12 protein-coding genes, 2 tRNA genes and 1 pseudogene are annotated in these 12143 nt (G+C 37.1%); 7 read left to right on the forward strand and 8 right to left on the reverse strand.

Annotated features, from left to right (window positions below):
* The first annotated feature begins 94 nt into the window (after positions 1-94).
* Both O1450_RS10435 and O1450_RS10440 read left to right on the forward strand, forming a co-directional pair.
* A complete protein-coding gene (locus O1450_RS10435) occupies positions 95-901 on the forward strand; it encodes an A1S_2505 family phage non-structural protein (RefSeq protein WP_269228355.1) in 807 nt (268 codons plus the stop codon).
* A 274-nt stretch (positions 902-1175) separates the two neighbouring features.
* Positions 1176-2549, forward strand: coding sequence for a CmpA/NrtA family ABC transporter substrate-binding protein (locus tag O1450_RS10440; RefSeq protein WP_269228356.1), 1374 nt, complete (start codon positions 1176-1178; stop codon positions 2547-2549).
* 110 nt (positions 2550-2659) lie between these two features.
* On the opposite strand, the gene O1450_RS10445 is transcribed toward O1450_RS10440, so the two are convergent.
* Positions 2660-2839: a hypothetical protein gene (locus O1450_RS10445; RefSeq protein WP_004663092.1), complete on the reverse strand. Its 180-nt coding sequence runs from the start codon at positions 2837-2839 to the stop codon at positions 2660-2662.
* Between the two features lie 214 nt (positions 2840-3053).
* Here O1450_RS10445 and O1450_RS10450 point away from each other — a divergent pair, with 214 nt between their 5' ends.
* Positions 3054-4289: a pyridoxal phosphate-dependent aminotransferase gene (locus O1450_RS10450; protein ID WP_005157664.1), complete on the forward strand. Its 1236-nt coding sequence runs from the start codon at positions 3054-3056 to the stop codon at positions 4287-4289.
* A 68-nt stretch (positions 4290-4357) separates the two neighbouring features.
* Here O1450_RS10450 and O1450_RS10455 read toward each other — a convergent pair whose 3' ends face one another.
* Positions 4358-4777 (reverse strand): GFA family protein, encoded by a 420-nt coding sequence (locus tag O1450_RS10455; protein WP_269228357.1) that lies wholly within the window; start codon positions 4775-4777, stop codon positions 4358-4360.
* A 251-nt stretch (positions 4778-5028) separates the two neighbouring features.
* Entirely contained in the window at positions 5029-5460 is a 432-nt protein-coding gene (locus tag O1450_RS10460) for a hypothetical protein (RefSeq protein ID WP_269228358.1), read from the reverse strand.
* Positions 5461-5695: 235 nt separating this feature from the next.
* On the opposite strand from O1450_RS10460, the gene O1450_RS10465 reads away from it, so the two are divergent.
* The 3 genes from O1450_RS10465 (at position 5696) to O1450_RS10475 (ending at position 6546) form a co-directional block, all read left to right on the forward strand.
* Positions 5696-5771, forward strand: a tRNA-Asn gene (locus O1450_RS10465).
* 200 nt (positions 5772-5971) lie between these two features.
* Positions 5972-6047 (forward strand) — tRNA-Asn (locus O1450_RS10470).
* 58 nt (positions 6048-6105) lie between these two features.
* Complete coding sequence (locus O1450_RS10475; RefSeq protein ID WP_269228359.1) at positions 6106-6546, forward strand: DUF2726 domain-containing protein; 441 nt, start codon at positions 6106-6108, stop codon at positions 6544-6546.
* 21 nt (positions 6547-6567) lie between these two features.
* Here the strand turns inward: O1450_RS10475 and O1450_RS10480 are convergent, their stop codons facing one another.
* From O1450_RS10480 to glnA, 5 genes and pseudogenes are all read right to left on the reverse strand, one after another.
* A complete protein-coding gene (locus O1450_RS10480) occupies positions 6568-6774 on the reverse strand; it encodes a hypothetical protein (RefSeq protein ID WP_269228360.1) in 207 nt (68 codons plus the stop codon).
* 106 nt (positions 6775-6880) lie between these two features.
* Positions 6881-7826, reverse strand: a pseudogene (locus tag O1450_RS10485) (alpha/beta hydrolase family protein).
* Positions 7827-7930: 104 nt separating this feature from the next.
* Positions 7931-8812, reverse strand: a complete 882-nt coding sequence (gene ubiA, locus O1450_RS10490) for a 4-hydroxybenzoate octaprenyltransferase (protein ID WP_269228361.1) — start codon at positions 8810-8812, stop codon at positions 7931-7933.
* Positions 8813-8827: 15 nt separating this feature from the next.
* Positions 8828-9319 (reverse strand): chorismate--pyruvate lyase family protein, encoded by a 492-nt coding sequence (locus tag O1450_RS10495; protein ID WP_269228362.1) that lies wholly within the window; start codon positions 9317-9319, stop codon positions 8828-8830.
* A 125-nt stretch (positions 9320-9444) separates the two neighbouring features.
* The gene (gene glnA / locus O1450_RS10500) at positions 9445-10860 is read right to left on the reverse strand and encodes a type I glutamate--ammonia ligase (RefSeq protein ID WP_171062418.1); all 1416 of its coding nucleotides are present in this window, start codon (positions 10858-10860) and stop codon (positions 9445-9447) included.
* A gap of 623 nt (positions 10861-11483) precedes the next feature.
* On the opposite strand from glnA, the gene O1450_RS10505 reads away from it, so the two are divergent.
* The gene (locus O1450_RS10505; RefSeq protein WP_269228363.1) at positions 11484-12068 is read left to right on the forward strand and encodes an aminodeoxychorismate/anthranilate synthase component II; all 585 of its coding nucleotides are present in this window, start codon (positions 11484-11486) and stop codon (positions 12066-12068) included.
* The last annotated feature ends 75 nt before the right edge of the window (positions 12069-12143 follow it).

The following is a 12143-nucleotide window of genomic DNA, read 5'->3' on the forward strand; positions in this document are numbered from 1 at the left end:
CAAGAAATAACGATAAGAAAAGTCTAAAGCACTATTGACCCCTTATTCAATCGGCTGCAACATGAGATCAATATACATTTGAATGATAAAAAATATGTCTTATCAATATCACGATGAAACTATTGTCACTGAACTTCCTGAAGATACCGTATTTGTTTTTGGTAGTAATTTAGCTGGAATACATGATAGTGGCGCCGCACGTGTCGCGGCACAACATTTCGCAGCAGTTAACGGTGTCGGACGTGGTTGGGCTGGGCAAAGTTTTGCTATTCCAACATTAAATGAACATATCCAGCAAATGCCACTTTCCCAAATTGAGCACTATGTCGATGATTTTAAGGTCTACGCTAAAAATCATCCAAAGATGAAATATTTTTTAACGGCACTCGGTTGTGGCATTGCGGGTTATAAAGTTTCTGAAATTGCCCCTTTATTCAAAGGAATTCATTCGAATGTGATTTTTCCAGAATCTTTTCGACCTTACATCGAAGATGATGCTGTTTCGCAATTTCCAGATCTGACTGCCAAAATGGTGCATAGTTTTATTTGCGATGAAGTCATTTTTTATTTTAATCATGGGTATGAATCTTTTGAAGAAGCTTTAGAACAAACAAAACTAAGCCCTTCAGAAAAAGCTATCGCGTTAATAGTACTTAATGAAGAACTTTATCCGCGTGATCGTTATGGAAGAGGTCGTGAACATGAAATTAACGATATATTGGCCAAATTGAATGGCAAAATATTTGATTTTCATGACAATTCTGAAGGTCCAATGATCTTTATTAGTGCAATTATTGCATTAATGGAACTTTATGATTTCGATGAGCAAGACTTTATTGCTTTATGGCAGGGCAAAAGCATTATTAAGCATCCTCTTCACCGCACCTTTAAAAAACATTAACTCACTCGATGATGAATCAGGTTTTATCTTTCAAGCATAAAACTTGATTCTTCCCATAATTACAATTTGGTTACAACATCCCAAATCTACAAAAAATAAATTATAAAATATTGATATTTAATAAAAAAAATAAAAAATCATCATAAAAGTCGCAAACACCAAAATCCATACAAGTGTATAAAATTAAAGCAATCTCAATAACTTACATAAAATAACAATAATGGTATGTTTTTTGCTCTGTATCTATTGATGTTTATTATTGACGGGGAATTAAATGAGAAAAGTATTTTTTAATAAGGCATTCATCATATCTTATATGGCGAGCCTTCTTTTATTAGTCACTGGCTGCCATCCATCCCCTGATAGTAACGCAGCTCAATCAACCACAGAAAAAACGGCGCTAAAAATTGGTTTTGTTAAACTAACAGATATGGCACCTTTAGCCGTTGCTGTTGAGAAAGGTTTTTTTAAAGACGAAGGGCTATCAGTCCAACTCGAAGTACAACCCAACTGGAAGCTATTATATACACGTGTACAAAAAGGTGAATTAGACGGCGCGCAAATGCTTGCTGCGATGCCACTTGCGTCCATGACTGCAACACCAAGCGGTACAGAAATTATCACGCCATTTACCATGTCTTACAATGGCGCAGGGATCACCGTTTCAAATGCGATATGGTCGGAAATGAAAAATAATATTCCTGTAGAAGACGGTAAACCGCAGCATCCGATTAGTGCATCGGCGCTTAAACCGATTGTGAATCAATACAAACAAAAACATAAGTCTTTTAATTTAGGTATGACTTTTCCAACAGGCACACACAATTATATGTTGCGCTATTGGTTAGCCGCTGGCGGTATCAATCCAGGTATGTATGATCCAAATAAAAATGATTTGAGTGGTAATATCGGTGCTGACGTAACCCTTTCCGTTGTACCACCACCAGAAATGATGGCAAAAATGGTAACAGGAACAACCTTAGGATACTCAGTCGGTGAACCATGGAATCAAAAAGCAGTGAAAAAAGGCTTTGGTGTTCCTGTCATTACATCTGATGTGTTATGGGATAATGGTGCTGATAAAGTATTTGGAGTTACAGCATCGTTTGCAGAACAAAATCCAAATACCACAGTAAAAGTTGTAAAAGCACTCATTCGTGCATCAAGTTGGTTAGATGAAAATGATCGTATTAACCGCAAAGAAGCCGCTAGGATAATTTCTCAACCCAATTATATTGGTGTTGATGAAGATGTGATTTTACATAGCATGACAGGCGTTTTTGAATACGAAAAAGGAGATATTCGTCCTTTAAAATCATTTAATACCTTCTTTACAGGACAGTACGGTATTCCTTACTATTCAGATGCAATTTGGTGGTTAACTCAAATGCGCCGTTGGGGACAAATTGCGGAGACTAAACCGAATAATTGGTACCTTGAAACCGCTCAAAAAGCCTATCGCCCAGACATCTACACAAAGGCTGCAAATAGTTTAATCGCTGAAGGCAAAATGAAAAAAGAACAATTTCCAAACCTTGCAACAGCAACATTCATAAAACCACCACAAACCAGTCGTTTAGATGGAGTTGTGTTTGATGCCAATAAACCAACCGCATTTTTAGCAGCGTTTAAGATTGGTAATAAATAAAAATTAATCAAATAAAAAAAAGCCAATGATACGTTTATATAAACATGTCATTGGCTTTTTTATCGACTCATCTTTTAGGAAGCTACTGCGAAAGTATGCTCCATCAAAAACTATCGTTTCCCCATCGAACGACGTGTACCACGCGGTGGCATCCAAGTACGATCTGCATATTGCTCAGGTTTTGGTCGCACCTGATTATGCGTAGCATCCTCACAATCATCCTGAGTAGATGGCATAGGGAAAGGTAATTTGACTAAAGCTTTCTTGGCTTTAGGTTGTTGCGCAGTCATTGAAATTCTCTCGAAATTTAAATTTCTAGCGCCTATTGTAATAGATTTTTATTATTTTGCTAAAAATAAAATATGTAAAAAAGTACTGTACGATCTAAACCTATAATTTGGTAACTTTTTATTCAATCAAGGTAAGTTTCAGCCACAAATAAATCGATTTAAGCTAAAATGAGCTGCTTTTTTATTTTCTAATCCCATAAGAAGGAATAATGCCGTGGACGTACGTCTCTCTGATCGTGTCAATGCTATCAAACCGTCCCCTACACTTGCAGTAACCAACAAAGCCGCTGAGCTTAAAGCTGCTGGTAAAAACGTGATTGGTTTAGGTGCAGGCGAACCAGACTTTGATACCCCTCAACATATCAAAGATGCTGCAATTGAAGCGATTAATAAAGGCTTTACAAAATACACAGCTGTAGACGGTACTCCGAGCTTAAAAAAAGCAATTATCGCAAAATTAAAACGTGATAATAACTTAGACTACCAACCCAACCAGATTTTAGTATCTTGTGGTGGTAAACAAAGTTTCTTTAACTTGGCACTTGCTTTGTTAAACAAGGGTGATGAAGTAATCATTCCTGCACCATTCTGGGTAAGCTATCCAGATATGGTAATTATTGCTGAAGGTACGCCTGTTATTGTGAAATGTGGTGAAGAACAACGCTTCAAAATCACACCAGAACAATTGGAAGCTGCTATTACACCAAATACACGTTTACTTGTATTAAACAGCCCTTCTAACCCAACAGGTATGATTTATACTAAAGCTGAATTAGAAGCTTTGGCTGAGGTACTTCGTCGTCATCCACAAGTATTAATTGCTTCTGACGACATGTACGAACCAATTCGTTGGGAAGATGAGTTCTATAACATCGCAACAATTGCACCTGACTTATATGATCGTACAATTGTTCTTAACGGCGTATCAAAGGCGTATGCAATGACAGGTTGGCGTATTGGTTACGCTGCTGGTCCCGCAAAACTCATTGGTGCGATGAAAAACATTCAATCTCAATCGACATCTAACCCAACTTCAATTTCTCAAGTTGCAGCAGAAGCGGCATTGAACGGTCCGCAAGATGTATTAAAACCAATGATTGAAGCGTTTAAACGCCGTCATGACTTAGTTGTAAATGGTTTAAACGAAATCAACGGTATCTCTTGCTTACCTGCTGATGGCGCATTCTATGCCTATGCAAACATCCGTCCATTGATTCGTGCCAAAGGTTTAAAATCTTGCACAGAATTCTCTGAATGGTTGCTTGAAGAAACTGGTGTAGCTGTTGTACCCGGTGATGCTTTTGGTTTAGGTGGTTTTATGCGTATTTCTTATGCAACTGCTGATGATGTATTAGTTGATGCTTTAGCGCGTATTAAAAAAGCAGCAGACTCAATTGATGGTGTAGATGCCGCAATTGCTTCGATTGCAGCAGAAAAAGCCGCTCAATAATCTGAGTTGCGATAAAAAGAAGCTTCTTAATGAAGCTTCTTTTTTTTCTTTATGAATCAGCTAAAAATTTATTCTTTTGCTTCTGCATTAAATAAAGCAACTACATCAGCTTCAGTCATCTTTTTCGTTGCATTTTGAAATGCGTAAAACTCAGGCTTACTATCAATATAGATTTCCAAATCAAAATTCAAATCTTGGGGTGACTCATTCAATGCAAAAACATTAATATTGCAATAATTCTGATCTTTAGTCCGCCAAAATAAATTTGTGCCACAAGCATTACAGAACCCACGCTCGCCCCAAGCCGATGAATTATAGATAGAGAGATGGTCTTGTTTTAAAAATTTTAAGCTGCCCTGTTTCACATCAATCGTCATAATCACACCACTGGTCTGTCGACGACAAATTGAGCAATGACAAGCATGTACGTCATGATTGCTTAATTCAACTTCAAATGTGGTTTCACCACAAACACATTGTCCTTTCATTATAAATGAACCTTTTATTCAAAATTGTTATCAATTAATTTTAGAAGAAAATAAAAACATTGAATTTAATAATTTCTGCAACACGATCTTATATTCATAAGATACTTCAAAATAGTTTATTTGCTTTTACTTGACATACATCAGCTTAATTTAGATTGATACAAAAATAAGGGCGATAATATTAAAAATTATACAGTGACATACATATACGCCCTTTAATTTTATGCTGTAGATTTATGCTTACTATGACTTCATGCAATCGCTTTATTTTCATGAAAGTTTTTTGGTCGTGAGCATAAGTGACTGAAAACAGCATATTGCCAAATACTCTTCACTTGTACAGCTACAATTTTATTTTCTGCAACTGACCAAGCCAATGCAGTATTTGCACCCAAAATAAGCTCACCACCGAGCTGAAATAAGTACAAAGGGAAATGCTCATTCACCGTTAATACATTTTTCTGCGTCAATAAATTTTTAGCGTTTTGGATTTTCCATTTATCACCAAACCAAAGTTGCAATAAATCACCTAGAAATAAAACTTGTTGCTTAAATGGAAATGTATTTAAAAAACAGTTTTCAACTGATGTGTAATACTGCTGAGGATCTTCAATGATTTCAAGATAATGATCTTGATAAAAAGATAAATTTGAAAAAATAGATTGAATGCTAAGAATAGTCATTTTGACCTCCGATTTAGCCATTTTAGTGCTGGCAAGTTGGGTTAAATCCACACGGTCTAGATAAAAATCTAAACACTTTTCTGTTTCGAATCTAACAACAGCTTGATCAAAGTTCAAGTTATTTTTCCGATTTCGCCCCAATTGTGCAAATAAAAAGCATACAGTGAAAAAATGAAAGAAACATGACACTTTTAGCTTGACCGATTTTAAAAGCTGCCTATAATGGCATTCAGATTCTCCCATAGCTCAGTCGGTAGAGCGACGGACTGTTAATCCGCAGGTCCCTGGTTCGAGCCCAGGTGGGAGAGCCAAATTCAAAGAAGCCTATATCCAATATGATATGGGCTTTTTTATTGACCGAAATTCCCTCTAGCTCCTACTAAAAACAAAGTATCCTATCCATTAAATTTATAAAAATGCTGATAAAAAGTACAATCAAATCAATATTTAAATTTTTTGTTATTCAGCTCTTGACCATACTCCTATTCATGCATAGAATGCCTATCCAGATTCTCCCATAGCTCAGTCGGTAGAGCGACGGACTGTTAATCCGCAGGTCCCTGGTTCGAGCCCAGGTGGGAGAGCCAAAATTCTAAAAACCCACTCTTATTGAGTGGGTTTTTTATTCATGTATTGATAATAAATATGTTTGCATCTAATCAGATTATCTTTTTGCTTATTGGCTTGATTAGCACAGTATTACTTTTAATTAGTTGTCTACGTTCTTTTCTACCACAGCAGAAGTTTTTTGCTCGCCCTGTTATTACCACATTTGAATCAAAGATGTTCACGAGGCTAAAACAGGCATTCCCTAACAATCATATCCTTACACAAGTCGCTTTCAGTGCTTTAATTACCAGCGATCATTATAAAATTCGTAGTCAATTCAATCGCAAAGTGACTGATTTCGTGATTTTAGACCAAGAAATGAATGTATTGGCAATCATCGAACTTGATGATCCAAGTCATATTGGAAAAGAATTAGAAGACAAAAAACGCGATCAAATGCTTTTAGAGGCAGGGTATAAAGTGCATCGCTACACTCAAATTCCATCTGTAAAACAATTACAGATGGACATTCGATAAATCAAATTTTCTAATTAAGGATTATTCAGACTGAATTGCTGATTCAGCATTTTTCTGTTTTTCAAATTTCTTTGCAATTTCTGCATGTTGTTGATCGTATTTTTTCTTGGTTTGCGCATCACTTTTTGCAGCTAGAAAAGCCATTCCTACAATAAAGATCGGGATCAGAAGCCCCAGACTCATTAATAACCAAGGTATCGGCTTCTTTTCAGTAGATTGTTGACTCATAAATGATCCAGATTCCAATAACACAACTCATCTTAATGTAACAATATAACAAAAAAGAGCCGCTATGAAGAGACTCTTTTTTGAAAGTTATGATCTAAATAAAAGCTTAAAATTTACCTGTAGACTGAGCATTTTGACCCGCATCTTTTTGATCATCAGTCAGCACAATCCCCGTACCTGCTGACATATATTTTTGAATAAATTCCACTGCTTTTGCATTTCTACAAATGATCGCCTGCGTATGCGTTGCATTTGGTACGATATCCAATAAATAATTTTCATCATAAGCTGCTTATGGAAAGAATTTTAAAGCATTCTCTTTCATATTCTTAACCAACAGTTGCGTAACTGCTGGCAATACCGCTTGATCTTTTTCTCCCTGAATAAGTAAGACAGGTGTCTTAATTACTTTTTCTTTAGTCGAATTGGTTGCAGGCTGAGTCGCCGCTAAGAAATTTTGCACCACAACATCTTCTTTAAACTTAGTTAGATCAATACCAAACTGTGTGATTTGATGTGTAGGGTCTACTAAGAAAGCCAAAATCCCCGCTTTAAATTTCTCCTGTAATCCATTAGCGCTATCTGGAGCTAGATAACTCAAGCATGCACCATCATCGCCGGTACGACCATATGCTAAATCTGCGATACCTAACCCCTCATAATCAGGTGCAATCACAACGTAACCAGCCACCAATAGAGTATCAGCAAGGATTCTACAACGAGGATTAATCATATTTTTGCTTGGTGCCCAACCATCACCCACCCCAACAGTTCCATGTTCCCACACAACAATACGATAACAATCTACAGGTTTAGCAACTTTAGGAAAAAGCACCATCGCTGTTGCAGTTGCTGTTCGCCCTTGAACATTTGCAATTTTACAGGTCATTACTTTAATCGAAGCAGCAGTATTAACCGTATCAATCGCATAATTGCTTTCATACAAATGGGGGTTACTCGAATCTACTCCAGTGTAATCATCATTACATGCAGTTAAAAAATAATGCTGGAATAGAGAGTGTCATTGCTAAAGCAATTTTTGACCGTTTCATAAAATATCCTTTTGTCTTTGTTTCTTGCGCACGAAACTAGATGCTGCTTTATTAATGCACAAAAAAATGCCCCATATAGGACACTTTTCAACCAACAAGTCATTTTAAGACATTAATTCCAAAAAGATTCCCAGAAAAATTATCATTCCTACCCAACGATTGTGACGGAATGCCCAGAAACAAATCTGTGGTTCTCGATGTTTAGTTTTATATGCCTGATAAACAAAATCCCCTGCAACAATAAGTAATGCAATCATTCCAAACGGTATAAAAATATGTTGCAGATACAAAGCTGAGCCAATTAATAACAAGCTAATAAACTGTAATAAACCAATTATCTGTATATCGTAATTACCAAATAAAATTGCGGTAGATTTCACACCAATTTTCAAATCATATTCACGATCAGTAATTGCATATTGTGTATCATAAGCTACTGTCCAAGCCAAATTACCGAAATATAAAAGCCAACAGGTTAAATCTGGCGTTTGCCCAACCGCAGTATATGCCATCGGGATTGACCATGAAAAAGCAGCACCTAAAAACACCTGTGGTAAATTGGTAAAGCGTTTCATAAAGGGATAAATAAACGCTAAAAATAATGCACCAAATGACCAATAAAAGGTTTCGATGGGCAGGAAAAATAGCAACATAGCACTTGCAGTAACTAAAGCTAAAAATACAAAAACAGCCTCGCGAGCACGAATTATACCTGTAGCTAAAGGGCGTGTTTTTGTACGTTCAACATGCGCATCAACTTTACGGTCAGCAAAATCATTGATCGCACAGCCTGCTGCACGCATAAAAATAACACCCAAAATCATAAGCAATAATATTTTAAGATCTGGTGTCCCTTTTGCAGCAATCCACAAAGCCCACATAGTCGGCCAAAAAACCAATTCTGTACCGATTGGCTTATCAAAGCGGCATAAATAATAATAGGCTTCTAAACGTTGTCGCCAAGTCGTATGTTGCACTGTTTCCATGATGAATCCTTAGAGTCAATGCTGTTGAATAAACTGCTCAAATGCTGGGAGAAAAGTCTCTTGCACGATAAATTTACAACCATGCCAAGTATAACAACTTTGTCTAGTCCAACCTTCTTCTAGATAAATAACCCTTCTTTCACAAGCTGGATTAGTTCGTTGAAATAAAAACCAACCGATTGGCTTATTACGGATATGCCGAAATAATCGAGCTTTCTTGTGTAAGCTTAAAATTGGAAAAATACTTTTTGCTTTCACCCAAGCCTGCACCTGATTACCATATAGATTCGTTTCACGTACCCATGCAATATGGTGTGCTGGCATTTGCATCCACTGGCTATCGTTAAAGGTGAGTCGTTGAAAATGCTCATTGAGTCGCTCGACATGAAATGCCCCCTCCCCCAAATCAGTCAATTGCTGAGTGAGAGAACCAGATGCATACAACCATTTTTTTAATTCAGCTGGGATCTCTCGCCCCTTAATTCTGTTTGGTCGTAAATTTCGCATGCTTGGCTCACTAAAAACATCGCAACTAGTTTACATGAATTTCTTTGGAAAAAGCGTATGACTTTCAATTGAATCAAAAACATAAAAAAAGCTCGCCGAAGCGAGCTTTTTCAGAATCTAATGTATTACAGGCTGTAGTACATATCAAATTCAACTGGGTGAGTAGTCGTATTAAGACGACGTACATCTTCAGTTTTAAGTTCGATATATGCATCAAGCATTTCTTTAGTGAATACACCACCTTTTAATAAGAACTCGTGATCCGCTTCAAGTGCAGCAATTGCCATTTCTAAGTTATGAGCAACTGTTGGGATTTTTGCTTCTTCTTCAGGAGGAAGGTCATACAAGTTCTTATCAGCAGCTTCACCTGGATGGATCTTGTTCTGGATGCCATCAAGACCAGCCATTAACAATGCAGCAAAACCTAAGTATGGGTTCATTAATGGATCTGGGAAACGTGCTTCGATACGCTTGCCTTTAGGGCTAGAAACGTAAGGAATACGGATAGAAGCAGAACGGTTACGTGCTGAGTAAGCAAGCATAATCGGAGCTTCGTAGTGTGGAACTAAACGCTTATAAGAGTTTGTACCTGGGTTCGTGATTGCATTCAATGCACGAGCGTGCTTGATGATACCACCAATGAAGAACAATGCCATTTCAGATAAACCAGCATATTCATCACCAGCAAACAAGTTCTTGCCATCTTTAGAGATAGACATATGAACGTGCATACCAGAACCGTTATCACCTACCATTGGCTTAGGCATAAATGTCGCTGTTTTGCCATATTGATGAGCAACGTTCCAAACTGCATATTTGAACTGCTGAACTTCGTCCGCTTTACGAACCATAGTGTTGAAGCTCACACCAATTTCTAATTGGCAAGAAGCAACTTCATGGTGATGTACTTCTACACGACCAGGGCCCATGATGTCTTCGATACGTGCACACATTTCAGCACGCATGTCTTGATGAGAGTCAACTGGAGGAACTGGGAAATAACCGCCTTTAACGCGTGGACGATGACCAGAGTTACCTGCTTCGTAATCTTTACCTGTAGACCATGCAGCTTCTTCAGCGATTAATGTATGGCGAGCGCCAGACATATCGATGTCCCATTTCACTTCGTCAAAAACGAAGAATTCTGGTTCTGGACCAAAGAATGCAGTATCACCGATACCAGTAGATTTTAAATATTCTTCAGCACGACGAGCAATCGAACGTGGGTCACGCTCGTAACCTTGACCAGTAGATGGCTCGATTACGTCACAAGTTACAACAACTGTTGGCTCAGCAAAGAACGGGTCAAGAAAACCTGTTTCAGCATCTGGACGTAAGATCATGTCAGAAGCTTCAATGCCTTTCCAACCAGCGATTGAAGAACCATCAAACATTTTACCGTCTTCAAATGTATCTTCATCAATTGTGTCAGCTGGGTAAGTTACGTGTTGCTCTTTACCCTTAGTATCAGTAAAGCGAAAATCGACCCATTTTGCGCCACTTTCTTTGATGAGTTGAAGGACCTTGTTCGCCATGCTCATTTGCTCCAATGAAATTTTTATGCACTTGTTAAGTGCGTGTTAGTTGTTGATATATAATTAGCAATTATCATACCAACAATTTTAAAGCATACCTAAAACATTGAAATTCTTTGCAGAAAAAATGCTTTAAGCTCCATGTCCTATGTCCACTATAATGTTTGCTTTCACAAATGCACCATATTTAAACATTCCGATCCCAGCTAGTCCCCAAAATAGACATAACGAACCAAAGTGGTGCAAAACATATAACAGAGAACTAATGTAGTGCAAAAGCACACCATCACTAGTTAGCATAAATTGGCTTTTTATATCATTCTTTTTAACTTCATTCCAATCAATTCATTTAGACTTTTGGTTCACTTTGTATATTTTCACCCAAGTCATTCAATTTATGAAATTTATTATCTGTTTCTATGGTTCTTTATATCCTCGGTTTATAAATCCATCAAAACATCTATTAAACGAAATATTCAACATTGATCATTTGTTTTTGTTATGATTATTGTCCTCTATATCTAAGAAATGCCTTTACGACGCATATAGCGCGAAAGGAATATCGTTTTTAGATAGGTTTATCAAAAGCAAAAGCACAATAAAGTGCGTATTTTCAAAAGGTTATAATCATGCTTTTAATGATTGACAACTATGACAGTTTTACTTACAACATCGTTCAATATTTTGGCGAGTTGAATCAAGAAGTAAAAGTTGTTCGTAATGATCAAGTCACATTAGAAGATATTGAACGATGGCAGCCTAAATACTTGGTAATTGGTCCAGGTCCATGCTCACCAAGTGAAGCAGGAATTTCTATTCCTGCAATTAACCATTTTGCGGGTAAAATTCCTTTATTGGGTGTCTGTCTTGGACATCAAGCGATTGGACAGGCATTTGGTGGCAAGATTATCCGCGCTAAAACGGTTATGCATGGTCGTTTATCTGATATGCATCACAGTGACAAAGGAATTTTTAGTCACTTACCTTCCCCGTTTGCTGCTACACGTTACCACTCATTGGTAATTGAGCAAGAAACGTTGCCAGAATGTCTAGAGGTGACGTGCTGGACGAACCAAACAGATGGCACAATTGAAGAAATTATGGGCGTGAAACATAAAAAACTTCCTGTTGAAGGTGTTCAATTCCACCCCGAATCTATTTTGAGCGAACATGGTCATCAAATTTTTAAAAACTTCTTAGATATTTACGCTTAATTACTAAGTTTTATTTAAAAACAGCTTATTTGTATAATAGGCTGTTTTTATTTTGAACATATAAAATCACTATAT

Source organism: Acinetobacter sp. TR11 (assembly GCF_027105035.1).
Classification (GTDB): domain Bacteria; phylum Pseudomonadota; class Gammaproteobacteria; order Pseudomonadales; family Moraxellaceae; genus Acinetobacter.

Excerpts from the sequence above, each read along its gene's own strand:
- O1450_RS10480 (WP_269228360.1), bottom strand. The coding sequence starts at position 6,774 with ATGAGTCAACAATCTACTGAAAAGAAGCCGATACCTTGGTTATTAATG.
- glnA (WP_171062418.1), bottom strand. The coding sequence starts at position 10,860 with ATGAGCATGGCGAACAAGGTCCTTCAACTCATCAAAGAAAGTGGCGCA.
- O1450_RS10495 (WP_269228362.1), bottom strand. The coding sequence starts at position 9,319 with ATGCGAAATTTACGACCAAACAGAATTAAGGGGCGAGAGATCCCAGCT.
- O1450_RS10460 (WP_269228358.1), bottom strand. The coding sequence starts at position 5,460 with ATGACTATTCTTAGCATTCAATCTATTTTTTCAAATTTATCTTTTTAT.
- ubiA (WP_269228361.1), bottom strand. The coding sequence starts at position 8,812 with ATGGAAACAGTGCAACATACGACTTGGCGACAACGTTTAGAAGCCTAT.
- O1450_RS10475 (WP_269228359.1), top strand. The coding sequence starts at position 6,106 with ATGTTTGCATCTAATCAGATTATCTTTTTGCTTATTGGCTTGATTAGC.
- O1450_RS10505 (WP_269228363.1), top strand. The coding sequence starts at position 11,484 with ATGCTTTTAATGATTGACAACTATGACAGTTTTACTTACAACATCGTT.
- O1450_RS10435 (WP_269228355.1), top strand. The coding sequence starts at position 95 with ATGTCTTATCAATATCACGATGAAACTATTGTCACTGAACTTCCTGAA.
- O1450_RS10455 (WP_269228357.1), bottom strand. The coding sequence starts at position 4,777 with ATGAAAGGACAATGTGTTTGTGGTGAAACCACATTTGAAGTTGAATTA.
- O1450_RS10440 (WP_269228356.1), top strand. The coding sequence starts at position 1,176 with ATGAGAAAAGTATTTTTTAATAAGGCATTCATCATATCTTATATGGCG.
- O1450_RS10445 (WP_004663092.1), bottom strand. The coding sequence starts at position 2,839 with ATGACTGCGCAACAACCTAAAGCCAAGAAAGCTTTAGTCAAATTACCT.